The following is a 25,132-nucleotide window of genomic DNA, read 5'->3' as shown; positions in this document are numbered from 1 at the left end:
CGGACGAGAGCACGGGCACAATGATGGGATGGCCGGTGTCGGCAGGAGCCGGTCGCCCCGACCTGAGCGAGGAATGATGACCACGAAACAGTCGGCGACCGTGGATCCGTCCGCGCCCGACCACGAGGCGCTCCTCGGCGAGCTGACCGAAGCGCTGCTGCGGGTCCGCCGGGGCGACCTGAAGGTCCGGCTGCCCCGCCGGGCGGGCCGGGCCGGTGAGGTCGCGGACGCCTTCAACGAGGTCGTGTCGCTCCAGGAGCGGCAGTACCTCGACCTGCGGCGGATCAGCCGGATCGTCGGCCGGGACGGCCGGCTCACCGAGCGCCTGGACGACGAGGGCCTGGACGGCTCCTGGGCGGAGGGGCAGCGGGCGGTCAACTCACTGATCGACGACCTGGGCCGGCCGACCACCGAGATCGCCCGGGTCATCGTCGCGGTGGCCGACGGCGACCTCACCCAGCACATGGCCCTGGAGATCGACGGCCGGCCGCTGCGCGGTGAGTACCTGCGGATCGGCCGCACGGTCAACACGATGGTCGACCAGCTCTCGTCCTTCTCGAACGAGGTCACCCGGGTGGCACGGGAGGTGGGCACCGAGGGCAAGCTGGGCGGCCAGGCCGACGTGCGCGGCGTTGCCGGCACCTGGAAGGACCTCACCGACTCGGTGAACACCATGGCGTCGAACCTGACCGGCCAGGTGCGGTCGATCTCGCAGGTGGCGACGGCGGTGGCCAAGGGCGACCTGTCGCAGAAGATCACGGTCAGCGCGCGCGGCGAGGTCGCCGAGCTGGCCGACACGATGAACTACCTCACCGACACCCTGCGACTCTTCGCCGAGCAGGTGACCCGGGTGGCCCGCGAGGTGGGTACGGAGGGCAAGCTCGGCGGCCAGGCCGAGGTGCCGAACGTGGCCGGCACCTGGAAGGACCTGACCGACAGCGTCAACTCGATGGCGTCGAACCTGACCGCCCAGGTGCGCAACATCGCCCAGGTCTCCACGGCGGTGGCCCGGGGCGACCTGTCGCAGAAGATCACCGTGGCGGCGCAGGGCGAGATCCTGGAGCTCAAGGACACCGTCAACACGATGGTGGGCCAGTTGTCGTCGTTCGCCGACGAGGTGACCCGGGTGGCCCGCGAGGTGGGCATCGAGGGCAAGCTGGGCGGTCAGGCCCAGGTGCGCGGTGTCTCGGGCACCTGGCGGGACCTGACCGAGAACGTCAACCAGCTCGCCGGCAACCTGACCAGTCAGGTCCGCAACATCTCCCAGGTCTCCACCGCAGTGGCGAAGGGTGACCTGTCGCAGAAGATCACGGTTGACGCCCAGGGCGAGATCCTGGAGTTGAAGTCGACGGTGAACACGATGGTGGACCAGTTGTCGTCGTTCGCCGACGAGGTGACCCGGGTGGCCCGTGAGGTGGGTACGGAGGGCAAGCTGGGCGGCCAGGCCCAGGTGAAGGGTGTCTCGGGCACCTGGCGGGATCTGACCGACAACGTGAACTCGATGGCGTCGAACCTGACGTCGCAGGTGCGCAACATCGCGTCGGTCACCACGGCGGTGGCGAAGGGTGACTTGTCGCAGAAGATCACCGTGGATGCCCGGGGCGAGATCCTGGAGTTGAAGTCGACGGTGAACACGATGGTGGACCAGTTGTCGTCGTTCGCCGACGAGGTGACCCGGGTGGCCCGCGAGGTCGGTACGGAGGGCAAGCTCGGCGGCCAGGCCCAGGTGCGGGGGGTCGCCGGTACGTGGCGGGACCTGACCGACAACGTGAACTCGATGGCGTCGAACCTGACCGCCCAGGTGCGCAACATCGCCCAGGTCTCCACGGCGGTGGCGAAGGGTGACCTGTCGCAGAAGATCACCGTGGATGCCCGGGGCGAGATCCTGGAGTTGAAGTCGACGGTGAACACGATGGTGGACCAGTTGTCGTCATTCGCCGACGAGGTGACCCGGGTCGCCCGTGAGGTGGGTACGGAGGGCAAGCTCGGCGGTCAGGCCCAGGTGAAGGGCGTTTCTGGCACCTGGCGGGATCTGACCGACAACGTGAACTCGATGGCGTCGAACCTGACGTCGCAGGTGCGCAACATCGCGTCGGTCACCACGGCGGTGGCGAAGGGTGACCTGTCGCAGAAGATCACCGTTGACGCCCAGGGCGAGATCCTGGAGTTGAAGTCGACGGTCAACACGATGGTGGACCAGCTGTCGTCATTCGCCGACGAGGTGACCCGGGTCGCCCGCGAGGTCGGCTCGGAGGGCAAGCTCGGCGGTCAGGCCCAGGTGAAGGGCGTCTCGGGCACCTGGCGGGACCTCACCGAGAACGTCAACCAGCTCGCCTCGACCCTAACCACCCAGCTGCGCGCCATCGCGCAGGTCTCCACCTCGGTGACCCGGGGCGACCTGACCCAGCGGATCGCGGTCAAGGCGCAGGGCGAGGTCGCCGAACTGAAGGACAACATCAACCAGATGATCGTCACCCTCCGGGAGACGACCAAGAAGAACGCCGAGCAGGGCTGGCTCGACTCGAACCTGGCCCGGATCGGCGGCCTGCTCCAGGGGCAGCGCGACCTGGGCGAGGTCTGCCGCATGATCATGATGGAGGTGACTCCGCTGGTCGACGGGCAGCTCGGCGCGTTCTTCCTGGCGGACACGTCCGAGGGCGTGATGCGGCTGCGGTTGACCGCCTCGTACGGCTACGTCGCCCGGGGACAGGAGGTCACCTTCGGCCCCGGCGAGGGGCTGGTCGGCCAGACCGCCCTGTCCCGCCGCACGATCCGGATGGGCGCGGCGCCGGACGGCAAGCTGATGCTCCGCTCCGGGCTCGCCGAGACCCCGCCGGCCGATCTGGTCGTGCTGCCCGTGCTCTTCGAGGGCGAGTTGCTCGGGGTCATCGAGTTCGCCAGCGTGGCGGCCTTCTCCGAGCTGCACCTGTCGTTCCTGGAGCGGCTCGTGCTCACCACCGGCGTCGCGGTCAACACCATCCAGGCCAACCGGCGTACGGAGGAACTGCTGGCGCAGTCCCAGCGGCTCGCCCACGAGTTGCAGGAGCAGTCGGCGGAGCTTCAGCGCACCAACGCCGAGCTGGAGGACAAGGCGCAGCTGCTCTCGGAACAGAAGGGCAACATCGAGACGAAGAACCGGGAGATCGAGTTGGCCCGGCTCGGCCTGGAGGAGAAGGCCCAGCAGCTCACGAGGGCGTCGGCGTACAAGTCGGAGTTCCTGGCCAACATGAGCCACGAACTGCGTACCCCGTTGAACTCACTGCTGCTGCTGGCCCGGCTGCTGGCTGAGAACTCGGAGCGGAACCTCACGCCGAAGCAGATCGAGTTCGCCCGGACGATCCACGGCGCCGGTTCCGACCTGCTGTCGCTGATCGACGACATCCTGGACCTGTCGAAGATCGAGGCGGGGCGGATGGACGTCGAGCCCACCGAGGTCCGGTTCGACGAGATCCGCGGCTACGTGGAGCAGGCGTTCGTGCCGCAGGCCGAGGAGAAGGGCCTGGACTTCCAGGTGCGGATCAGCAAAGACCTGCCGGCGGCGCTGGTCACCGACGCCCAGCGACTCCAGCAGATCCTGCGCAACATGCTCTCCAACGCGGTCAAGTTCACCGACAACGGCGCGGTGACGCTGCGGATCGCGACGGCGCCCGACAACACGATCTTCGACGTGCCGGCCCTGACCAACGCGCAGCAGGTCATCGCATTCACGGTGGTCGACACCGGCATCGGCATCTCCGACGACAAGCTGTCACTGATCTTCGAGGCGTTCCAGCAGGCTGACGGCACCACCAGCCGTCGCTACGGCGGTACGGGGCTGGGGCTGTCGATCAGCCGGGACCTGGCCCGCCTGCTGGGCGGCAGCATCGTGGTGGCGTCGGCACCCGGGCAGGGCTCAACGTTCACCCTCTTCGTGCCGGACGTGCTCGCCCCGGACGCGGTGGTCGCGCCACTGCCGCCGTCACCGGCGCGGGCCGGACTGCCGTCCTCACTGCTGATGCCGCCGCTGGAGTTGCCCGTAGCGGCCTCCACGCCGGCCACCCGGCGGCTGGACGGGGCCACCGTGCTGATCGTCGACGACGACGTCCGGAACGTCTTCGCGCTGACCAGCGCGTTGGAACTGCACGGGCTGACCGTGTTGTACTCGGACAACGGTGCGGACGGCGTCCGCCTGCTGGCCGAGCATCCGGAGGTGGACATTGTCCTGATGGATGCGATGATGCCCGATCAGGACGGGTACGAGACGACCCGACAGATCAGGCGCAACCACCGGTTCGCCGACCTGCCGATCGTCTTCCTGACCGCGAAGGCCATGCCCGGCGACCGCGAGTCGGCGCTGGCGGCCGGGGGAAGTGACTACATCACCAAGCCCGTCGACCTGGACGAGTTGATCGAACTCATGTCGTCCTGGATCAGCGGCAGCCGAACCGAGGAGAGTTCGTGACCCAGATGGCAAAGGCGCTGCTGGTGGACGACCGCCGGGAGAACCTGATGGCACTGGAGGCGATTCTCCAGGGGCTGCCGGTCCAGTCCGTCGCTGTCGAGAGTGGCGAGGCGGCCCTGAAGCAACTGCTGGTCGACGACTTCGCGGTGATCCTGCTGGATGCCCAGATGCCGGACATGGACGGCTTCGAGACGGCCAGCCACATCAAGCGGCGCGAGCGTACGCGGCACGTACCGATCATCTTCCTCACCGCCGCCGACCGGGACGCCCAGCTCGCGCTGCGTGGTTACGCGGTCGGCGCGGTCGACTACCTGACCAAGCCGTTCGACCCGTGGGTGCTGCGGGCCAAGGTGTCGGTCTTCGTCGAGCTGTGGGTGAAGACCCGGCAGCTCGCGGCCCAGTCGGATCTGGTGCGGGAGCGCGACGCGCAGTGGCGGGTGCTGACCGACGCGGTCGACGAGGCCACCGCGATGCTACGCACGGACGACCCGGACGCCTCCGACCGCGCGGTGCGCCTCCTGGAGCAGGCCCGCTGGGGCAACACCCCCTGACAGCGATGATGCGAGAGCAGCCCACCCCACCACCCCACCACCCCACCCCCTGCCCCACCCCACGCTGACCTGCCATCCCACCCCACCCTCCCGCGCCGACCTGTCCCGCGCCGACCTGTCCGCGCCGACCTGTCCGCGCCGACCTGTCCCGCGCCGATCTTGCGCTTTGTGCCCCGGCATAGCGGTCAAATGCCGATTAACGAGGGCTGAAAGTGCAAGATCGACGGACCGAGCGGGTCGAGGGCAGGCCTGGCCGGGACGGGCTGGGCCGCCGAGAGCGGGCCGGGCTGGGCTGAGGCCGGGGCGTAGTCGGGTCGGGGCGGTGCGGCGAGGGTGGGCTGGGCTGAGGCGGGCTGGACTGGGCTGATGCGGGCCGGGCTGAGGCAGGCCGGGTGAGCTGAGGCAGAGCGGGGCGGGCCGGGCGAGAGTCGTGGTTGGGGCGGCTGGGTGGTTGGCGGGCCGGCCTGTCGGGGCGTGCAGAGGGCCAGGAACGGGTGGGTCAGCCGGTGGTCTGGTCGTTGCGGATCATCAGGGCGCTACGCAGGCCGGTGATGTCCAGGACGCGGATCAGGAATTCGCCGACGTTGGTCAGCATCAGCAGGCTCTGCGCGTGGCTGGCCTTGCGGCTGAGTACGACGAGGGTGCCCAGGCCCTGCGAGTCGCAGAAGGTGACCCCGCCGAGGTCGAGGACGATCCGCGGCGGCGGGTCGACGAGCACCTCGTTGACGACGGTCGACAGCTGAGCGGCCGTGAGCATGTCGATCTCACCGGCCAGGCGAAGCACAGCTTCATCGCCCGTCCGGTGTAGCGTGATGGACAGTTCGGCACGATCCACCGGGTCAGCCTAGCGCGATCCGGACGACCCGGCCTGTCGAGCGGGGTGGCGACCCGAGCCCCGTCGGGCGGAACGACCCGCTCCCGAGAACGGGAGCGAACCCGCGCCGGGCGCCGGAACCAACCCGCCGCGACTACGGGAGCGAGCCCGCGCCGGGCGCAGGAACCAGTCCGCCGCGACACCGGAGGCGGGGCCGGCCCGGGTGAGCCGGGTAACCCCGGTGCGGGGTGCCTGCCGATTCGCCATCCGACGCTGACACAATGGCGGCATCGTGACCGATATGTTTCCCGCCGGATCCGGCCGCTACCCGGCCGACGCACCGGCCTCCGAGGCCCTGTTCGACCGCGCCAAGGCCATCGTGCCCGGCGGGGTGAACTCCCCCGTGCGCGCGTTCCGTGCCGTCGGCGGCACGCCGCGTTTCATGGTCCGGGGGGAGGGGCCCTGGCTCTACGACGCCGACGACCGGCGCTACGTCGACCTGGTTTCCTCCTGGGGTCCGCTGATCCTCGGCCACGCGCACCCGGAGGTCGTGGAGGCCATCAGGTCGGCCGCGACCCGGGGCACCAGCTTCGGCACCCCCACCCCGGGCGAGGTCGAGTTGGCTGCCGAGATCGTCGACCGCACCCCGGTCGAGCAGGTCCGGCTGGTCAACTCCGGCACCGAGGCCACCATGTCGGCGATCCGGCTGGCGCGCGGCTTCACCGGCCGCCCCCGGATCGTGAAGTTCTCCGGCTGCTACCACGGGCACTCCGACGGCCTGCTGGCCGCCGCCGGTTCGGGGGTGGCCACCCTCGGGCTGCCCGACTCGCCGGGGGTGACCGGCGCGGCGGCGGGTGACACGATCGTGCTGCCGTACAACGACGTCGCCGCTGTGGAGCAGGCGTTCGCCGCCGAGGGCCAGCACATCGCCGCGATCATCACCGAGGCCGCCGCCGGCAACATGGGCGTGATCGCCCCGCGCGACGGTTTCAACACCCAGCTCGCCCGGATCGCGCACGCGCACGGCGCGCTGCTCATCGTCGACGAGGTGATGACCGGGTTCCGGGTCTCCCGCGCCGGTTGGCATGGCCTCGACCCCTCCGACGCGGACCTGTGGACGTACGGCAAGGTCATGGGGGGTGGGCTGCCGGCCGCGGCGTTCGGCGGGCGCGCGGAGATCATGGAAAGACTGGCCCCCGCCGGCCCGGTCTACCAGGCCGGCACCCTCTCCGGTAACCCGCTGGCCTGTGCCGCCGGCCTGGCCACCCTGCGGCTGGCCGACGAAGCGCTCTACCGCAGGCTGGACGACCTGGCCGCCGGCGTGGGCAGGCTCGCCGCCGACGCGCTCGCCGCCGCCGGGGTTCCGCACCGGCTGTCGTACGCGGGAAACATGTTCTCGATCTTCTTCACCGACGCCGATGTGGTCGACTACGACAGCGCACGCACCCAGCAGGTGCCCGCGTTCAAGGCGTTCTTCCACGCGATGCTCGCCAGCGGCGTCTACCTGCCGCCGAGCGCGTTCGAGGCGTGGTTCGTGTCGGCGGCGCTGGACGACGCCGCTCTGGAGCAGATCGCCGCCGCACTGCCGGTGGCGGCCAACGCAGCGGCAGCGGCAGGTCACGGGGGGTAGCGGTGAGCGCGAGGAGTGAGCCGGGTCTGCGAGCCCCGCAGTCGCGAACGAAGGGGGTGCAGCGGTGAGCGCGAGGAGCGAGCCGGGTCTGCGAGCCCCGCAGTCGCGAACGAAGGGGGTGCAGCGGTGAGCAAGACGGTGGTCCACGTGCTGCGGCACGGCGAGGTGCACAACCCGGACGGCATCCTCTACGGCCGGCTGCCGGGCTTCCGGCTCTCTGAGCTCGGCGTGCAGATGGCGAAGGCCGCCGCGCAGGGGCTGGCTGAGCGGGAGGTCGTGCACGTGGTGGCCAGCCCGCTGGAACGCGCCCAGCAGACGGCCGAGCCGATCGCGGCCCAGTTCGGGCTGCCGGTCGGCGTGGACGAGCGGCTCATCGAGAGCGCCAACTGGTTCGAGGGCAAGAAGGTATCGCCCGGTGACGGCTCGTTCCGCGACCCGCGCAACTGGTGGGTGCTGCGGGACCCGGTCACCCCGTCCTGGGGCGAGGCCTACCGGGCCATCGCGGAGCGGATGTTCGCCGCCGTGCACGCCGCCCGGGTGGCTGCCGAGGGGCGTGAGGCCGTGCTGGTCTCGCACCAGCTCCCGATCTGGACGCTGCGCCGGCATGTCGAGCGCAAGCGGCTCTGGCACGACCCGCGCCGGCGCCAGTGCGGGCTGGCCAGCCTCACCTCCTTCCACTTCGACGGCGCCAAGGTGGCCGGCATCGGCTACTCCGAGCCTGCCGCCCACCTGATCGCGATGTCGGCGACGGCCAGGACGGCCAAGGGGGCCTGATGACCGCCCGGAGGTGGACCGCGGGTCTGCTCGCCACCGTCGTGACGGTGGCGCTGGCCGGCTGCACGTCGCGTGACCGGGAGGATGCCTGCGACAACCGGGACGGCATCATCGAGTGCGCCCCCGACCAGCGTTCGGCCGCCCCGAAGCTCGCCGGTGAGCTGCTCACCGGCGGCAGCCACGACGTGGCGAAGGACCGCGGCCAGGTCGTGGTGGTCAACTTCTGGGGCTCGTGGTGCGCGCCGTGCCGGGCCGAGGCGGACGACCTGGAGAACACCTACCAGGCCACGAAGGCCTCCGGGGTGACCTTCCTGGGCATCAACATCCAGGACCAGCGGGACAAGGCGCTCGCCTTCGAGGAGAGCTTCAAGGTCACCTACCCGAGCCTGTTCGACCCGCCGAGCCGGTTGGCGCTCGCCCTGGACATCGCGCCGAACACCATCCCGGCCACCATCGTGCTGGACCGGGACGGCCGGATCGCCGTGGTGATCCGGGCGGCGGTGAAGCAGGAAGGCCTCCAGCCCATCGTCGAGCGGATCGCGGCCGAGCAGCCGGCGCCCAACGGTTCACGCTGATGGGCGAGACGTTCCGGGAACTGGCCCAGTCGGGTCCGCTGCTGCTCGCCATCGGCGCGGCGGCGCTCGCCGGGCTGGTCAGCTTCCTCTCCCCGTGCGTGCTCCCGCTGGTGCCGGGCTACCTGTCGTACGTCACCGGCCTCGCCGGCGCAGACCTCGAAACCCGCCGCCCTGGTGTAAGGAAGGGCCCCCCGTCAACGGATTCGGTAGCGGAAGGGCCTTACGCCGACACCGACACCGACAGCGGCGGCGGTGGGGTGGGGGTGCGGGAACGCACCGAGCCGGCCACGGCTGCGGTCAAGGGCCGGGTGCTCGCCGGCACGCTGCTGTTCATCGCCGGGTTCACCGTCGTCTTCACCGTCACCGCGATCCTCTTCGCCAGCATCGGCCGGGTCTTCTTCGAGTACGAGCGGACGCTGGAGATCGTCATCGGCGCGCTGATCGTCGTGCTCGGACTGAGCTACGTCGGGCTGGTCCCCGGGATGCAGCGGGAGTTCCGCATCCAGCGGCTGCCCGCCGCCGGGCTGCTCGGCGCGCCGGTCTTCGGCGCTGTCTTCGCGCTCAGTTGGGTGCCCTGCGTCGGCCCGACGCTCGGCGCGGTGCTCGGCATGGCAGCAGTCGAGGGGCAGACCAACCGGGCCGTGGTGCTCGCCGTGGCGTACTGCCTCGGGTTGGGAATACCGTTCGTCGTCTTCGGGCTGGGTTTCGAGCGCCTGCTCGGGGTGTTCCGCGCGGTCCGGCGTAACAGCCGCTGGATCACCCGGGTGGGTGGTGCGCTGCTGATCCTGATCGGCCTCGCGCTGGTCACCGGCGGCTGGACGAACTTCGTGATCTGGTTGCAGACCACCGTCGGGGTGGGCGAGGTGAGCATCTGATGACCGCCGTCGACGAGCGGCCGGCACCGCCGGTCGAGGCTCCCCGGCGCCGGTCCAACCGCCTGCTGGCCCTGCTGCGCAACTCGTGGCGGCAGCTCACCAGCATGCGTACGGCCCTGGTGCTGCTCTTCCTGCTCGCGGTGGCTGCCATCCCCGGCTCGGTGCTGCCGCAGCGCGGGGTCAACCCGGAGGACGTGCGGGACTACTTCACCGCGTACCCCGACCTGGCTCCGGTGTTGGACCGGATCGGCGCCTTCGATGCGTTCAGCTCGGTCTGGTTCTCCGCGATCTACGTGCTGCTCTTCACCTCGCTGGTCGGCTGCATCACGCCCCGGCTGCGCGACCACGTGCGGGCGCTGCGGTCGAAGCCGCCGGCCGCGCCGAAGCGGCTGGACCGGCTGCCGCAGCACACGGTGCTGCCGGTGCCGGAGGGCGGCGCCACTGCGATCGCGGCGGCGCTGCGCCAGCGGCGCTGGCGGGTGGTGGTACGCGGCGACGAGGTCTCCGCCGAGAAGGGCTACCTCAAGGAGACCGGCAACCTGCTCTTCCACAGCTCGCTGGTGGTCGTGCTGGTCGGCGTCGCGCTCGGCTCCTGGTACGGCTGGAGCGGCAACAAGCTGCTGGTGGCCGGCGAGGACAACGCGTTCTGCAACACCCGCCAGCAGTACGCCGAGTCCAAGATCGGCCCTCGGGTGGGCAGCGCCGATCTGCCCCGCTTCTGCGTCCGGCTCGACGACTTCGAGGCCCGCTTCCTGGAGACCGGCCAGCCGGAGTTCTTCAACGCCAAGGTGACCGTCGACGAGGCCGGCGGCGAGCGGCGACAGGCCAACTTCTCGGTCAACTCCCCGCTGCGCCTCGACGGCGCGAACGTCTACCTGCTCGGCCACGGCTACGCCCCGGTGATCCGCTACACCGACCGGTTCGGCAACAGCCAGACCAGCGCGGTGCCGTTCCTGACCACCGGTGACGTCGGGCTGACCAGCGAGGGCCTGGCGGCCTTCCCGGACGTCAACGTCGACCCGGCCACCGGCAGCCGGGACCCGGACCTCCAGATGGCCTTCTCCGGCCTCTACCTGCCGACCGCGCCCGCCGCCGCGCCCTTCGCCCGCTCCGATTACCCGACCGAGCGGAATCCCGCGCTGAACCTCGTCGCCTACCGGGGCAACCTGGGCATGGACGCCGGCATCCCCGGCTCGATCTACAAGCTGGACCAGCGGCAGGTGAGCGCCGGCAAGGTGAAGGAGGTCGGCACGAAGCTGCTCCGCAAGGGCGAGACCTGGAAGCTGGACGACGGCACCACGGTCGAGTTCCTGCGTACCGAGCCGTACATCACCCTGTCGGTCCGGTACGACCCCGGCGCGACGCTGCTGCTGGTCAGCTCCGCAGTCCTGCTGGTCGGGCTGATGGGCTCGCTGTTCGGCCGGCGCCGACGGGTCTTCTTCCGGGTGCTTCCGGCCGACCCGGCGGGTGGATCTCCGACGGGCGGTAGTAGTTTGGTCGAGGCCGGTGGCCTGCCGCGCACCGACCATCCCGGATTCGCCGACGAGTTCGCGCAGCTCGTGGCCGCGATCGGCGGCGACGGGCGGCCGGACGAGGAGGCCGGTGTCGACCGCGACGGCGGCGACCGGGCCGGAGCGCGAGAAGGAGTCGAGTGATGTCCGCACTCTCCGACCAGCTGGTGTCGTTCGCGATCCTGGCGTATCTGGTCGCGATGATCAGCCACGCCGTCGAGTACGCGCTCGGCAACGCCCGGGCTCAGACTGCGGCGCCCGCCCGCGCGCTGGTCGGGGCCGGTGTCGGCGCGGCCGGAGGCGGCACCCCGGAGACGCCCGTCGCGAACGGCTCGTCGGCGGCCGAGCGCACCGCCCGGCGCGCCCGAATGGCGGGTCTGGTCGCCGTCGCGGTCACCGCGTTGGGGGTGCTGCTGCACCTCGGGGCGCTGGTCACGCGCGGCATCGCCGCCGACCGGATGCCGTGGGGCAACATGTACGAGTTCGTGCTCACGGTCACCTGGATCGGTGTCGCCGCCTGGCTGGTGGTGCTCTGGAAGCGACCGCAGTTGCGCCGTCTCGGGCTGTTCCTGTCGTTGGTGATGGTGCTTCTGGTGGCGACCGCCGAACTGGTGCTCTACACCCCGATCGTGCCGCTGGTGCCGGCACTCAACTCGTACTGGTTCGTCATCCACGTCTCGACGATCGTGTTCGCCTCCGGCATCTTCCTGCTGGGCGCGGTGCCGGCGGTGGCGTTCCTGATGCGCTCCGGCTACGAGCGGGGCCGGCGAAGTTTCCCGTACACGCTGGCGAAGCGGCTGCCGGCGGCGGCGGCGCTGGAGCGGCTGACCTTCGTACTGCATGCCTTCGCGTTCCCGATCTTCACCTTCGCGGTGATCGCCGGGGCGATCTGGGCCGAGGCGGCCTGGGGGCGGCCCTGGGGCTGGGACCCGAAGGAGACCTGGTCGTTCATCTCCTGGGTGATCTACGCCGGCTACCTGCACGCCCGGGCCACCCCGAGCGTGAAGCGGAACGTGGCGACCTGGCTGGCCATCGTCGGCTTCCTCACCATGCTGATGAACCTGTTCGGGGTGAACATCTTCTTCGAGGGCCTGCACTCCTACGGTGGCCTGGACTGATCACCGTTCTCCGCAGGTTTTAGGACTTCACCGACAGTCGTCCGGGTGCCACGCTCGGCGTGGTGAGCGGGCGCCGTAGACGCGCGCCGATCACCGTTTCTTCCAGCCGGTGGGCAGGTCCAGCGTCCGGTCGATCGCGTTCAGCACCTCTGGCTTGTCCGCCCGGGCGCTGCGCAGCAGGTCGATGACCACCATCCGGATCTGGCCGATGGCCGTGCTGACCGGCAACGACTGGTCGTGCCGGAGCAACGGTGCCATCGCCTGGACGGTGTCGACCGCGATCTTCCCCGCCTGGTCGACATGCCTGTCGGCCGCGTCGCTCTCGCCGGAGACGACGGCGGCGAGCACTGCGGCGGCACAACCCGTCAGCTGACTCAGCGAGGCCAGCGCGGTGCCGAGTTGTGGCGGCGTCGGATCCGGGAGCCGGGTGAGTGTCACTGCCGAGCGCGCCAGCGTCCGGGTGTTGCGGACGGCGTAGTCGACCTGGTCGACGGTGGCTCGGGCGGCCTGGACACGCGGGCGGCTGTGCCGTTCCCAGATCGCGAGATGCAGGTTCTCGTCGGCGACCAGCACGGCCCTGCGCAGAGCAGCGGTGCGCGAGTCCAACTGCCGTGCCCGGTCGAGCACGGCCTGGGCCGCCTTCTCGTCGTGTCGTTGCACTGCCTGGCGGATGCTGTCCAGGACCCCGGACAACTCCGTGAACGACCGCCGCCCCTCGGTGTCCAGCGGAGCCAGTGGCGAGCGTGCGCCGGCAACCTGGGTGATCAGCAACGCGATGGTGCCACCGATCAGCGCGTCGTAGAGGCGGGTCGGCTCCAACTCCTTGTTCGGCGGGACCACGGCGACCAGGAAGAGCGCGGACGTCGTCAACTGGTTCCGGACGACGCCCGTGGCACCGGCGGCGATCGACAGCCCGGCCGCAGCCAGGATGACGACGAAGATGGCGGCGGTGGAGCGGGCACCGAGCAGCCAGATGGCGACCTCGCCGAGGACCACCCCGACCGCGATCCCGGCCAGGACCCGGATCGCCTGCCCCAGCCGTACGCCCCGGGCCTGGGACAGAACGATCAGCGCGGCAGCGGGTGCGTAGAACGCCGCGCTGTCGTCACCACCGTGCGGGCCGCCGATGAGGCGGCTGGCGACGAACCAGGACGCAGTCGCCCCCAGGGTCACCGCCGCCAGTAGTTGCCAGCCGCTTCGCAGGCGGCCCCAGGCGGTCCGGAACCAGTGCGCCAGCCGGGCCCCACGCGTTTTCCCCATCGCTGGTTCAACGACGTGACTGACCGTTCGTCGTTCAGCGGTGGGGCCCGGGCGGTCTCTCCCGCAGCGCGGTTTCGGGTTCACGCCCGCCGGTTGGTCAGCCGCCGATCCAGCCGGGCACGTCGAGGCGGAACGGGTCGGCCGGGGTGACGGCGCGCAGGTCGTCCTCCAGGGCGGCGACCCGGTCGGGGCCGAGGGTGGCGGTCCACCGCTGCCGGAGCTGGTCGAAGACGGCCGCCGAGCGGCGCAGGCCGTCCAGGCCGTGCGGGGTCATCCGGACCAGCTTGCGCCGGGCGTCGCGCGGGTCGTCGGCGCGTTCCAGGTAGCCGAGGGCGACCATCCGGTCCACCGTCTTGCCGGCCGCCTGCTTGGAGACGCCGAGTCGTTGGCCCAGCTCGGTGGCGGTGGTGCCGTCGCCGCCGACGGCCTGGAGGACGAAGCCGTGCAGCGGGCGCAGCTCCGGGTGCCCCTGCCGGGCCAGCTCCACGTGCAGGTCGTCGATGAGCGTACGGAAGCCGGCCAGCAGCAACAGGGGCAGCAGGAAGCCGGGCCGGTCGGGTTCAGCCGTTGCCACGTTCGACAACCTGGTTTACGATTTCGACAACCACGTTGACGATTCTACGTCACGTACGGCGCGTCGCCGATCGGGCCGCGCCGGCCATCGCCGACCCTGAGAGCAGGCTCACCGTGCCTCCGTTCACCGCGCACACCGCCGACACCGCCCCCGCCGCCGCGCGACCCACCATCGAGGGGGTACGCCGCAGGTTCGGCCACCTGCCCGCCGCCGTCGGCCTGATGGCCGAGTCCCCGGAGCTGCTCACCGGGTTCCTCACCGTCAACGGGATCTTCGAGAAGTGCGCCCTCGACCCGGTCGAACGGGAGGTCGTCGTCATGACGGTCGCCACCCGCAACGAGTGCCACCTCTGCGTCGCCATGCACACCGCCACCCTCACCCGGCAAGGTGCCGCGCCCGAGCTGATCGGCGCGCTGCGCGCCGGCACACCCCTGCCCGACGACCGGCTGGAGGCACTGCGGTGCTTCACCCTCGCCGTGCTCGACCACTCCGGCGCGGTCCCCGAGGACGGGATCAGCGCCTTCCTGGCGGCCGGCTACCAGCCCCGGCACGCGCTGGACGTGGTGCTCGGCGTCGGCACGTACACCATCTCCACCTTCGCCAACCGGCTCACCGATGCCCCGCTCGACCCGCCCGTGGCCGCGTACGCCTGGGCGCCGGCCGGGTGATCGCCGGTGTCACACCACCCGGCGTGGTCGCGGCCCCGGCCGGTGCGGGAGACTGGCAGGCATGGCGGCTCGTGGCTTCCCGTACACCGATCTCAAGGACTTTCTCGCGGCGCTGGAGCGCGCGGGCGAACTGCGGCGGGTGAGCGCCCCGGTCGATCCCACCCTGGAGATCAGCGAGATCGTCACCCGGACGGTCCGCGCGGGCGGCCCGGCGCTGCTCTTCGAGCGGCCGACCCGGGGCGAGATGCCGGTGGTGGTCAACCTGTTCGGCACCGAGAAGCGGATGGCGATGGCGCTCGGGGTCGAGAACCTCGACGAGATCGGCGAGCGGATCGGCAACATGCTCAAGCCGGAGCTGCCGGTGGGCCTCTCCGGGATGATGGACGGCCTCGGCAAGGTCAGGCAGCTCACGTCGATGCCGCCGAAGAAGGTCAGGACCGCCCCCTGTCAGCAGGTGGTCTACCGCGGCGACGACGTCGACCTGAACCGGCTGCCGGGGTTGCAGGTCTGGCCGGGCGACGGCGGGATCTTCCACAACTTCGGGCTGACCCACACCAAGCACCCGGAGACCGGCAAGCGCAACCTGGGGCTCTACCGGTTGCAGCAGCACTCGCGGAACACCATCGGCATGCACTGGCAGATCCACAAGAACTCCACGGCGCACCACGCGGTCGCCGAGCGGCTCGGGCAGCGGTTGCCGGTGGCGATCGCCATCGGCGCCGACCCCGCGGTCGCCTACTCGGCCAGCGCGCCGCTCCCCGCCGACATCGACGAATACCTGTTCGCCGGGTTCCTGAGCGGTGAGCGGGTCGAGATGGTGGACTGCCTGACCGTCCCGTTGCAGGTGCCGGCGCACGCGCAGATCGTCCTGGAGGGCTACATCGAGCCGGGCGAGCGGCTCCCGGAGGGCCCGTTCGGCGACCACACCGGCTTCTACACGCCGGTGGAACCCTTCCCGGTGATGCACATCGAGTGCATGACCATGCAGCGCGACCCGGTCTACCACACGATCGTCACGTCGCAACCGCCCCAGGAGGACCACGGCCTCGGCAAGGCCACCGAGCGGATCTTCGCGCCGCTGCTGCGCTTCCTGATCCCGGACATCGTCGACTACGACCTGCCCGCCGCCGGGGTCTTCCACAACTGCGCGATCGTGTCGATCCGCAAGCGCTACCCGAAGCACGCGCAGAAGGTGATGAACGCCATCTGGGGCGCGCACATGATGTCGCTGACCAAGCTGATCGTGATCGTCGACGAGGACTGCGACGTGCACGACTACAACGAGGTCGCCTTCCGCGCCTTCGGCAACGTCGACTACGCCCGGGACCTGCTGCTCACCGAGGGCCCGGTGGACCACCTGGACCACGCGTCGTACCAGCAGTTCTGGGGCGGCAAGGCGGGCGTGGACGCGACCCGCAAGCTGCCGACCGAGGGCTACACCCGGGGCTGGCCCGAGGAGATGACCATGGCCCCCGAGGTCGTCTCCCTGGTCGACAAACGCTGGAAGGAATACGGAATCTGATGCCCGCACCCTCCGATCCCCGCGATCTTGCAGTTTCGGCCCCCGACTCGCCCGATTCACCCGCTTCTGTCGGGGCGGAAGGTGCAAGATCGCGGGGAAAGGTGCGGGCGTTCCTCGACCTTGTGGCGATTGAGCACTCCGTGTTCGCGCTGCCGTTCGCTTATTTGTCGGCGTTGACTGCGATGCAGGTGCACGGGGGGCGGGTGCGGTGGGGAGACCTGCTGCTGATCACCGTGGCGATGGTCGGCGCGCGGACGTTCGCGATGGCCGCGAACCGGATCCTGGACCGCCGGATCGACGCGCGGAACCCGCGTACCGCCGCCCGGGAACTGGTCACCGGGGCGGTCAGCGTACGGACGGCCTGGACCGGCGCGGCCGTCGCGCTCGTGGTCTTCCTCGTCGCCGCCGCCCTGCTCAACCCGCTCTGCCTGGTGCTCGCGCCGCTCGCCGTGGTGCCGCTGGTCGTCTACCCGTACGGCAAGCGGTTCACCAACTGGCCACACGCCATCCTCGCGATCGCCCAGGCGGTCGGCCCGGTCGGCGCCTGGCTGGCGGTCACCGGCACCCTCGACGGCTCCTGGCCGGCCTGGCTGCTCGGTGTGGCCGTCGGCCTCTGGATCGGCGGCTTCGACCTCATCTACGCCTGCCAGGACTCCGAGATCGACCAGGAGATCGGCGTGCACAGCGTGCCGGCCCGCTACGGTCGGCGCTTCGCGCTGCACGCCTCCACCGTCGCGCACGTGGTGACGTTCGCGCTCTTCATCTGGTTCGGGGCGCTGGTCGGCTTCGGCTGGCTCTGGTGGATCGGGCTGGCGCTGACCGCGCTCGCCTTCGGCTACCAGCACGTGGTGGTCAGCCCGACCGACCTGAGCAAGGTGAACCGGGCCTTCTTCACCGCCAACGGCTTCGTCGGCATCGCGCTGTTCGTCTTCGCCCTGCTCGACCTGGTGATCCGCCTCGGCCTGCGCGCCTGACCGGAGCCGGTACGGCGGCTCGCCCGGCGGGCCGCCGTCGCCTGCCCTGCCGGCGCGGAGCTGTCGGCGGCGTGCCCGACCTGGCGGTCAGGAAGGGGCGATTCCTCCACCGGAGGCGTTGACGAGGTGCCCTTCCCTACCGCCGTAGCGGGTGCTCTCCAGGGTCCAGTCGACGGTGGCCCGGACGGCGTTCGCCACCCCGTCGAGATGGTCGGCGACCGCCCGGTCCAGCGCCGGACCGAACGACGGCACCGCCGCGCGCAGCTCCACGAAGTGCCGCATCGACGCCCGCCAGCGCTCGGCCGTCAGGCCGACCGCGGTCCGCACCGGCACCCGCTGCTCGGCCGCCGTCGCGAGGACCAGGTTGTGGCCGCCGGAGGTGGCCTCGTCCCGATCGAGGGAGGCGAGGTCGTTGTACCAGGAGAGCAGGTCGTTGCCCGTGTCGGCGATCTCGCGCAGCAGTGGGTGGTGGTGGACCGGGTCGGGCAGCGGGTGCCCGGTGACGAACTCCACCAGCGGATACGACACGTACGCGGCGGAGGTGGCACGCCGCAGTACGACGTACTCGGCGACGCCGGGGCGGTGCCCGGCCGCCTTGTTCACCGCCTCCCGCCAGGTGCCGTCGAGGTGGACGGCGACGGCGTCGGCGAAGCGCATCCGCCAGCGGGCCGGCATCCGCCGGCGCGGTTCCCGCCACCCGTGCACCAGCAGCCGCCTCATCGGCCCGGTCAGGCCGGCGTGTCGGAGCCGGGGGCCGGCGTGCAGCAGGGTCAGCGCGCCGGCGCGCAGCGCCCGGATCTGGTCGGTGCTGAGCCGGCCCGGTCCGTCGCACGCGTCGTCGACCAGGAAGAACCAGGTGAACAGGGCCGTCAACGCCCGCAGGTCGGCCTCGGCGGCACCCGGGTAGAGCCGGCCGGCGTACCGGGCGAACCCGGCCCGGGACAGCCGTTGCAGGGCCGCCCCGTCCAGCGCCAGGCCGAGGCTCGGCAGCAGGTCGTCGACCAGCCACCGCTGCACCCGGTCGGCGTGCGGCGAGAGCCGGGGCGGGATGGGGCACTCGGACCGTAGCGACCAGAGGACCTCGCCGGTCGTCACCGATTCCTCCCGCGTGCGATCCGCTCGCATGCGAATCGCACCGGCAGCATGTCAGGTCGGCGGGATGAGCGCGCTCCCGGCCGGGACATCACGCCCGCCAGGGCGCAATCGGTGCATGATGGAAAGTCGGCGCTCGGCAGCGTGCGAAAGGGGCATCACGGATGCTCCGGGCGGGGGTGCCCGACGCCCGAAGGGGGCGACCAGGCAGGCTGGAGGGCATGCGCGAACCATGGGTGGTCGGAGTCTCCGGGGCGTCCGGCACGCCGTACGCGGCGGCCGTCGTGCGGGCGTTGCTCGACGCGGGCGAGCCGGTGGACCTGATCGTCTCCCGCGCCGCCCGGCTGACCGTCCTGGACGAGACCGGGCGCCCGTTCCGGGACGGGCACTGGGCCGAGGACCTCGCCGCCTGGCTGGGCCGCGATCTCGCGGGAGCCGACGTGCGGCACTGGCCGGCCGGCGACCTGGCTGCCGGCCCGAGCAGCGGCTCCTACCGGGTACGCGGAATGGCGGTGGTCCCGGCGAGCACGGCGGCCTGTGCCGGCATCGCGATCGGGCTCTCCAAGGATCTGTTGCAGCGGGCCGCCGAGGTCAACCTCAAGGAGCGCCGGCCGGTGGTGGTGGTGCCCCGGGAGACGCCGGTGACCCGCAGCCACCTGGAGCATCTGATCGCACTGCACGACGCCGGGGCGGTGGTGCTGCCGGCCAGCCCCGGCTTCTACGGCGCGGGGGCGGCGGCCTCCGCCCGGCAACTCGTCGACTTCGTGGCCGGCAAGGTGCTGGACGCCCTCGGCGTACCGCACACGCTGTTCCGTCGTTGGTCGGGTGAGTTGGGCGTGGCCCGGGAGTGACCTGGGCCCGGCTCACGCTCACCGGGACGCGGACCGGAGCTGGCGTCCGGTCCGCGCGATGATCCGCACCATTCAGTACATGCCGGCGTTGGCCGGGCCTGGCCCGGTCGAGGCGGCCGGTCCCGCGTTGCGCGGTTTGCCGACGTCTTCCGCCTCGTCCAACATGCCCTCCCCCTCAAGCAGGGCCCGCACCTCGGATTCCCGAAACCGGCGATGCCCGCCTGGAGTCCGGATGCTGCCTATCCGGCCCGCCGCTGCCCATCGCGTCACAGTCTTCGGGTCAACCCGAAACAGCGCGGCAACTTCACCCGGTGTCAGCAGGCGATCTCCAGTGTCCACAGCCCCCTCCTCGCGTCGACGAAGCCCCCGGCTGAACACACTGCCCCCGGCCGGTGCGAGCCCAGAGCCGTCATGAGGGACGTATGGCAATTACAGCACCAGCGACCTGGCCTGTCCGCCAAACGCGAAAAACGCACTGAGTGGGAAGTTAGGAAATATTACCTGCGTACGACCCCTTTGACTGTGGGTTTTCGAACGACTACACGCTGTCATGTTCAACGCGTGCCGGATGCCCGACGTTACGCCCGGACCGCTAGGGTCACACTCCGTGGACGCCATCGACCTGAGCCTCGTGGAGTTGCTGCGCGGCAACGCCCGCCTGTCCTACGCCGAGCTGGCCCGACAGGTCGGCCTCTCCGCGCCGGCCGTGCACGAGCGGGTGGGCAAGCTGGAGTCCAGCGGCGTGATCCGGGCCTACCGGGCGGAGGTGGAGCCCGAGGCGATCGGCCTCGCCGTCACCGCGCTGATCAGCATCGTCGAAGACTCCGGCGGCGACACCGACGACGTGCTGGAGGCGTTCCGGCGGATGCCCGAGATCGAGTCCTGCTACTTCATGGCCGGCGTCGAGTCGTTCCTGCTCAAGGCCCGGGTCGGCACCATCGCCGAGTTGGAGCAGCTGATCGTGCGGCTGAACCGCACCCCGGGCGTCGCCTCCACCCGCACCGGCATCGCCCTCTCCACGAAGTGGGAGAACCGGCCGCAGGCCGCGACGCCTCCCGCGGCCTGAACCGCCACCGCAGGCCCTCGGCGACCGGAAGGCGGGCCCACCCGACGGCGGAAGTCGCGTCCGGGCAGTCCTCGTACTGCCGGAAAGCCGCGTCCGACAGGCTCTGGCGCACGGTCGCCGGGCGACGATAGCGTGCGCCGATGACGAAGCCAGCCCTCGCGACGGCGGTGGTCACCGGCGCGGCCGGCGGCCTCGGCCGCGCCATCGCCGCCGCGCTGCACGCCGACGGGTGGCCGGTGCTCCTCACCGACCACGATGCCCAGGCGGTCGCCCGTGCCGCCGAGCCGCTGGGCGGCTGGTCCCGCCGGCTGGACGTACGCGACGAGGACGCCTGCGCCGCCGTCGCCGCCGAGGCCGCCGGTCGGGGCGGGCTCGGACTCTGGGTGAACAACGCCGGGATCCTCGTCACCGGCCCCTCCTGGGAACACGACGCGGCGACCCGCCGCCGGGTGGTCGAGGTCAACGCCCTCGGCGCGATGAACGGCACCTCGGCCGCGTTGCACGTCATGCGCGCCCAGGGGCACGGGCACGTGGTCAACGTCGTGTCGCTGGCCGGCCTGGTGGCCGCGCCCGGCGAGACCGTCTACGCGGCCAGCAAGCACGCCCTGCTCGCCTTCAGCATCGGCACCCTCGCCGACCTGCGGCTGGCCGGGCACCGGGGCGTACACGTGTCGTGCCTGTGCCCGGACGGGATCTGGACGCCGATGCTGCACGACAGGCTCGACGACCCGGGCGCCGCGGTCTCCTTCACCGGGACGCTGCTGACCCCGGAGCGGGTGGCCCGGCGGGCCGCGCGGCTGGCCCGGCGGCCCCGCCCGGTGGTCAGCATGCCCCGCTGGCGCGGCGCGCAGGTCCGGCTCCTCGACGCGCTGCCCGGCGCCGCCGTGCGGCTCGCTCCGCTGATCCTCGCGGCCGGCCGGGCCGGTCAGCGCCGACAGCGCCGCCGGACCGGAATCGATCCGCGGTGAACCGGCTTGCTAGGTTTCGGACGTGACTCATCTCGACCGGTGCGACGAGGCCAGCCGGCGCTGGGTGACCGAGGCGATCGCCGCGGTCGAGGCGGACGCCAACCGCTCCGCCGACACCCACCTGCTGCCGTTCCCACTGCCCCGGGCGTGGGGGATCGACCTCTACCTCAAGGACGAGTCGGTGCACCCGACCGGCTCGCTGAAGCACCGCCTGGCCCGCTCGCTCTTCCTCTACGGGCTGTGCAACGGCTGGATCGGGCCGGACACCACGATCGTGGAGGCCTCCTCCGGGTCGACGGCGGTCTCCGAGGCATACTTCGCGCGGATGCTGGGGCTGCCGTTCATCGCGGTCATGCCCGCCTCCACCTCGCCCGAGAAGATCACCCAGATCGAGTTCCAGGACGGCCGCTGCCACCTCGTGGACGACCCGGCGAAGGTGGTCGTCGAGGCCCGCTGGCTGGCGGAGGACTCCGGCGGGCACTTCATGGACCAGTTCACCTACGCCGAGCGGGCCACCGACTGGCGGGGCAACAACAACATCGCCGAGTCGATCTACGCGCAGCTCGCCCTGGAGCGGCACGCCGTGCCGGCGTGGGTCGTGGTGGGCGCCGGCACGGGCGGCACCAGTGCCACCATCGGCCGGTACGCCCGCTACCAGCGGCTGCCCACCAAACTGTGCGTGGTCGACCCGGAGAACTCCGCGTTCTATCCCGCCTGGCAGGCCGCCGACTGGTCGGTACGCACCGGGCGGGGCTCCCGCATCGAGGGGATCGGCCGGCCGAGCGTGGAGGCGTCGTTCGTGCCGTCGGTGGTGGACCGGATGGTCCAGGTGCCCGACGCCGCCTCGCTGGCCGCCATGCGCGCCGGTTCGGCCGTGCTCGGCCGCCGGGTGGGCGGCTCGACCGGCACCAACCTGTGGGGCGCCTTCGGGCTCATCGCGGAGATGCTCGCCGAGGGCCGCACCGGCTCGGTGGTCACCCTGATCTGTGACGCCGGCGACCGCTACGCCGACACCTACTACGCCGACGACTGGGTGGCCGCCCAGGGGCTCGACCCGACCCCGCACCTGGCGACGGTCGAGCGCTTCCTCAGCACCGGCGCCTGGCCGGCCTGAACCGCCGGGGTGGGGGCCGCAGCCCGGTCAGCGTCGGTCGACGCGTTCGGCCAGCCCCGCCCGGTCAGCGCGGGTCGACGCGTTCGGCCAGCCCGGGGTAGCGCAGCACGTAGCCGTCGCCGTCGAGGTCGATGTCGGTGGTGAAGGTGTCGCTGGTGAAGCGGACCCGGCCGGGGCCGAGCGGGGTGTAGACCTGCTCGGCGGGCACCACCGTCAGGCTGGGCACCAGCACCCAGGCGACGTCGATCCGGTGCGGGGTGTCGGCCGGCGCGGCGGTCAGCCCGAGCCGATGCACCGGCAGGGCGTTGAACAGCGCCGCGCCGCCGAGGTCGACGTCCAGCGCGCCGGCCAGCCGGCCCGGGTCGTCGGTGCCGGGCAGCCCGGCCGTCGGGTGGCCGGCCGCTCGCAGCGCCGCGTCCAGGTCACCCTGCTCGGCGGTGGTCACCCGCCACCCGTCGGTCGTCCGCTCCAGGCGTACGCTGCGCAGCCATCCGGTGCCCTCCGCCTCGACCTCGAGCCGGACGCTGGCCCACTGCGGGTCGGTGGCGAGGTGGTAGCGGCAGGTGTAGGGGACCGGGTCGACGGCCGTCAGCGTGCCCCGCGCCGTCAGCCCCTGGCCGTCGTCGAACAGCGCGTGCTCCGCGCCGGCGGTGTCCGTCCGGGTCCAGAAGAGCGACTTCGGCATGGTCGGCATGAGCCGGACGTTACGCGACCCGGCCGACGCCGGCAGCGGATGTGGAAACGCCGCCGCGGGGCTTGGCCCCGCGACGGCGTTCCGAGATGACGCTGGTGATCAGTGGGTACGCGCCGGCGGACGCCCGCCGAAGCCCCGCCGCTCGTCGCGCGGCTGGTCCTCGCGACCCCGGCCCTCGGGCCGGAAGCCGCCCCGGTCGCCGTAGCGGCGCTCGCCCTGCGGTCGGTCGCCGTAGCCGCGACTCTCGGTGGGGCGGTCGCCGTAGCTGCGGCTTTCGGTCGGCCGGTCGCCGTAGCGCCGTTCGCCCTGCGGTCGGTCGCCGTAGCCGCGACTCTCGGTGGGGCGGTCGCCGTAGCTGCGGCTTTCGGTCGGCCGGTCGCCGAAGCGCCGGTCGCCACGGTCCGCGAAGCCCCGCTCGCCGTAGCCACGGCTTTCGGTGGGGCGGTCGCCGTAGCGGCGTTCGCCCTGCGGCCGGTCGCCGTAGCCGCGGCTCTGGGCGGGCCGGTCGCCGTAGCGGCGTTCGCCCTGCGGCCGGTCGCCGTAGCGGCGCGGGCCGCCCTGCCGGTCGCCGTGCCGGCGCGGCTCCTCGATCTCGATGCGGACCGGGACGCCGCTCGGCGCGCGGGCGCCGGTCATCTCGGCGAGCGCCGGGTCGCCGACCCGCACCCGGGTCTCGGCCGGCGCCACGCCGGCCTTCTCCAGCATGGCGAGCGTGGTCCGCCGCTGCTTGGGCAGCACCAGCGTGGCCACCGCGCCCGACTCGCCGGCCCGGGCGGTACGACCCGCGCGGTGCAGGTAGTCCTTCGGGTCCTTCGGCGGGTCGACGTGCAGCACCAGCGTGACGCCGTCGACGTGGATGCCCCGGGCCGCCACGTCCGTGGCGACCAGGACGTTCATCCGACCCTCACGGAACTCGGCCAGCGTGCGGGTACGCATCCGCTGGGTCTTGCCGCCGTGCAGCCCTCCCGCCCGTACGCCGACGGCGGCCAGCTGCTCGACCAGCCGGTCGACGCCGAGCTGGGTCCGGGCGAAGACCATCGTCCGGCCGTCCCGGGCTGCGATGGACGCCGCGACCGGGAACTTGTCGTGCGGCGGGATCAGCAGCATGTGGTGGTCCATGGTGGACACCGAGGCGGTGGACGGCGCGGTGGAGTGCGTCACCGGGTCGGTCATGAACCGCTTGACCAGCGCGTCGACGTCGCCGTCCAGGGTGGCGGAGAAGAGCAGTCGCTGGGTGCCGGCCGGCGTCTTCGACAGCAGTTCGGTGACCTCGGGCAGGAAGCCCATGTCGGCCATCTGGTCGGCCTCGTCGAGGACGGTGATCTCGACCTCGTCCAGGATGCAGACACCCCGGGCGATCAGGTCGCCCAGCCGGCCCGGGGTGGCCACGATGATCTCCACCCCGCGCCGCAGGGCGTCGATCTGCCGGTCGTACGGCACGCCGCCGACGGCGGTCTTCAGGAACACGCCGACGGCCTTGCCGAGCGGCATCAGCGCGTCGTTGACCTGCATGGCGAGTTCCCGGGTGGGCACCAGGACCAGGGCGCGGGGCCGCAGCGGCCGGGCCCGGTTGCGATTGGCCACCAGGGCCAGCAGGGGCAGGCCGAAGGCCAGGGTCTTACCGGAGCCGGTCTGGCCCCGGCCGAGGACGTCCCGGCCGGCGAGCGCGTCCGGCACGGTGGCGCGCTGGATCTCGAACGGGGCGGTGATGCCCTGTCGGGCGAGCGCGTGGACCAGCGGCTGGGGCAGCCCCAGCGCGGCGAAGTCGGTGGCCTCGGGCGTCACCGGGGCGGCCGGGTCCTGAGGGGTGATGTCCTGCTCCGCGACGGTCTGCGCGTCGGCGGTGTCGAGGGCGGACGGAAGCATGCTGGATTCAGCAAAGGTCGTCAAGAAATGCCTTTCGAGCGGGGCGCATCTTCGCGATGGCCTGCCGCAGCTGAACGCCGCCGAATCGCCCGCAAGATCGCCCATGGGCGCGCAGGGCGCGCCGGGTCAGTGATCCCCACCAGTGTACGGCGATCGGACGAACCTGCCACCGGACCACGGACGGGTAGTGGGCG

The 25,132-nt window shown here is 71.7% G+C and carries 22 protein-coding genes; 15 read left to right on the top strand and 7 right to left on the bottom strand.

Annotated elements, in window-relative coordinates; all coding sequences use genetic code 11:
* Positions 1–73 precede the first annotated feature (73 nt).
* The gene (locus GA0070608_RS08220) at positions 74–4,441 is read left to right on the top strand and encodes a HAMP domain-containing protein (RefSeq protein WP_091624427.1); all 4,368 of its coding nucleotides are present in this window, start codon (positions 74–76) and stop codon (positions 4,439–4,441) included.
* Positions 4,438–4,992, top strand: a complete 555-nt coding sequence (locus GA0070608_RS08215) for a response regulator (protein ID WP_091624424.1) — start codon at positions 4,438–4,440, stop codon at positions 4,990–4,992. Before GA0070608_RS08220 ends, GA0070608_RS08215 begins: the two co-directional genes overlap by 4 nt.
* A gap of 499 nt (positions 4,993–5,491) precedes the next feature.
* Here GA0070608_RS08215 and GA0070608_RS08210 read toward each other — a convergent pair whose 3' ends face one another.
* Positions 5,492–5,827 (bottom strand): STAS domain-containing protein, encoded by a 336-nt coding sequence (locus GA0070608_RS08210; RefSeq protein ID WP_091624421.1) that lies wholly within the window; start codon positions 5,825–5,827, stop codon positions 5,492–5,494.
* A 271-nt stretch (positions 5,828–6,098) separates the two neighbouring features.
* Here GA0070608_RS08210 and hemL point away from each other — a divergent pair, with 271 nt between their 5' ends.
* From hemL to ccsB, 6 genes are all read left to right on the top strand, one after another.
* Positions 6,099–7,436: a glutamate-1-semialdehyde 2,1-aminomutase gene (gene hemL, locus GA0070608_RS08205; RefSeq protein WP_091624416.1), complete on the top strand. Its 1,338-nt coding sequence runs from the start codon at positions 6,099–6,101 to the stop codon at positions 7,434–7,436.
* 126 nt (positions 7,437–7,562) lie between these two features.
* Positions 7,563–8,210, top strand: a complete 648-nt coding sequence (locus GA0070608_RS08200; RefSeq protein ID WP_091624413.1) for a histidine phosphatase family protein — start codon at positions 7,563–7,565, stop codon at positions 8,208–8,210.
* The gene (locus GA0070608_RS08195) at positions 8,210–8,785 is read left to right on the top strand and encodes a TlpA family protein disulfide reductase (RefSeq protein ID WP_091624409.1); all 576 of its coding nucleotides are present in this window, start codon (positions 8,210–8,212) and stop codon (positions 8,783–8,785) included. The genes GA0070608_RS08200 and GA0070608_RS08195 overlap by 1 nt, the downstream gene beginning before the upstream one ends.
* Positions 8,785–9,660: a cytochrome c biogenesis CcdA family protein gene (locus tag GA0070608_RS08190; protein ID WP_091624405.1), complete on the top strand. Its 876-nt coding sequence runs from the start codon at positions 8,785–8,787 to the stop codon at positions 9,658–9,660. The genes GA0070608_RS08195 and GA0070608_RS08190 overlap by 1 nt, the downstream gene beginning before the upstream one ends.
* Positions 9,660–11,315, top strand: coding sequence for a cytochrome c biogenesis protein ResB (gene resB, locus GA0070608_RS08185; RefSeq protein WP_091624401.1), 1,656 nt, complete (start codon positions 9,660–9,662; stop codon positions 11,313–11,315). The genes GA0070608_RS08190 and resB overlap by 1 nt, the downstream gene beginning before the upstream one ends.
* On the top strand, positions 11,315–12,289 hold the full coding sequence (ccsB, locus tag GA0070608_RS08180; RefSeq protein WP_091624397.1) for a c-type cytochrome biogenesis protein CcsB: 975 nt from the start codon (positions 11,315–11,317) through the stop codon (positions 12,287–12,289). The genes resB and ccsB overlap by 1 nt, the downstream gene beginning before the upstream one ends.
* 90 nt (positions 12,290–12,379) lie before the next feature.
* On the opposite strand, the gene GA0070608_RS08175 is transcribed toward ccsB, so the two are convergent.
* Positions 12,380–13,549 (bottom strand): FUSC family protein, encoded by a 1,170-nt coding sequence (locus tag GA0070608_RS08175; protein WP_091624393.1) that lies wholly within the window; start codon positions 13,547–13,549, stop codon positions 12,380–12,382.
* Positions 13,550–13,646: 97 nt separating this feature from the next.
* The gene (locus tag GA0070608_RS08170; protein WP_091624388.1) at positions 13,647–14,123 is read right to left on the bottom strand and encodes a MarR family winged helix-turn-helix transcriptional regulator; all 477 of its coding nucleotides are present in this window, start codon (positions 14,121–14,123) and stop codon (positions 13,647–13,649) included.
* Positions 14,124–14,158: 35 nt separating this feature from the next.
* Here GA0070608_RS08170 and GA0070608_RS08165 point away from each other — a divergent pair, with 35 nt between their 5' ends.
* The 3 genes from GA0070608_RS08165 (at position 14,159) to mqnP (ending at position 17,287) form a co-directional block, all read left to right on the top strand.
* The gene (locus GA0070608_RS08165; RefSeq protein ID WP_245715737.1) at positions 14,159–14,791 is read left to right on the top strand and encodes a carboxymuconolactone decarboxylase family protein; all 633 of its coding nucleotides are present in this window, start codon (positions 14,159–14,161) and stop codon (positions 14,789–14,791) included.
* A 61-nt stretch (positions 14,792–14,852) separates the two neighbouring features.
* Complete coding sequence (locus tag GA0070608_RS08160; protein ID WP_091624381.1) at positions 14,853–16,313, top strand: menaquinone biosynthesis decarboxylase; 1,461 nt, start codon at positions 14,853–14,855, stop codon at positions 16,311–16,313.
* A complete protein-coding gene (gene mqnP, locus GA0070608_RS08155) occupies positions 16,313–17,287 on the top strand; it encodes a menaquinone biosynthesis prenyltransferase MqnP (protein ID WP_091624378.1) in 975 nt (324 codons plus the stop codon). The genes GA0070608_RS08160 and mqnP overlap by 1 nt, the downstream gene beginning before the upstream one ends.
* Positions 17,288–17,374: 87 nt before the next feature.
* Here mqnP and GA0070608_RS08150 read toward each other — a convergent pair whose 3' ends face one another.
* On the bottom strand, positions 17,375–18,382 hold the full coding sequence (locus tag GA0070608_RS08150) for a terpene synthase family protein (RefSeq protein WP_245715736.1): 1,008 nt from the start codon (positions 18,380–18,382) through the stop codon (positions 17,375–17,377).
* A 218-nt stretch (positions 18,383–18,600) separates the two neighbouring features.
* Between GA0070608_RS08150 and GA0070608_RS08145 the strand changes: the two genes are divergently transcribed.
* Entirely contained in the window at positions 18,601–19,230 is a 630-nt protein-coding gene (locus tag GA0070608_RS08145) for a UbiX family flavin prenyltransferase (protein ID WP_091624373.1), read from the top strand.
* A gap of 72 nt (positions 19,231–19,302) precedes the next feature.
* On the opposite strand, the gene GA0070608_RS08140 is transcribed toward GA0070608_RS08145, so the two are convergent.
* Entirely contained in the window at positions 19,303–19,569 is a 267-nt protein-coding gene (locus GA0070608_RS08140) for a BldC family transcriptional regulator (protein ID WP_089002465.1), read from the bottom strand.
* Between the two features lie 268 nt (positions 19,570–19,837).
* Between GA0070608_RS08140 and GA0070608_RS08135 the strand changes: the two genes are divergently transcribed.
* From GA0070608_RS08135 to cds1, 3 genes are all read left to right on the top strand, one after another.
* Entirely contained in the window at positions 19,838–20,296 is a 459-nt protein-coding gene (locus tag GA0070608_RS08135) for an Lrp/AsnC family transcriptional regulator (RefSeq protein WP_091624369.1), read from the top strand.
* A gap of 140 nt (positions 20,297–20,436) precedes the next feature.
* Positions 20,437–21,264 (top strand): SDR family NAD(P)-dependent oxidoreductase, encoded by an 828-nt coding sequence (locus GA0070608_RS08130; protein WP_091624365.1) that lies wholly within the window; start codon positions 20,437–20,439, stop codon positions 21,262–21,264.
* A gap of 22 nt (positions 21,265–21,286) precedes the next feature.
* On the top strand, positions 21,287–22,378 hold the full coding sequence (cds1, locus tag GA0070608_RS08125) for an L-cysteine desulfhydrase Cds1 (protein WP_091624362.1): 1,092 nt from the start codon (positions 21,287–21,289) through the stop codon (positions 22,376–22,378).
* 64 nt (positions 22,379–22,442) lie between these two features.
* Here the strand turns inward: cds1 and GA0070608_RS08120 are convergent, their stop codons facing one another.
* The gene (locus tag GA0070608_RS08120; protein WP_091634611.1) at positions 22,443–23,063 is read right to left on the bottom strand and encodes a putative glycolipid-binding domain-containing protein; all 621 of its coding nucleotides are present in this window, start codon (positions 23,061–23,063) and stop codon (positions 22,443–22,445) included.
* A gap of 108 nt (positions 23,064–23,171) precedes the next feature.
* Positions 23,172–24,938 carry a DEAD/DEAH box helicase gene (locus GA0070608_RS08115; RefSeq protein WP_091624359.1) on the bottom strand — a complete coding sequence of 589 codons (1,767 nt, stop codon included), beginning with the start codon at positions 24,936–24,938 and terminating at the stop codon, positions 23,172–23,174.
* Positions 24,939–25,132: the final 194 nt, after the last annotated feature.

The sequence above is a fragment of the Micromonospora peucetia genome (assembly GCF_900091625.1).
Classification (GTDB): Bacteria; Actinomycetota; Actinomycetes; order Mycobacteriales; family Micromonosporaceae; genus Micromonospora; species Micromonospora peucetia.
The sequence above is the reverse complement of the archived record's forward strand: the minus strand, read 5'-3'. Positions and strand labels throughout refer to the sequence as shown.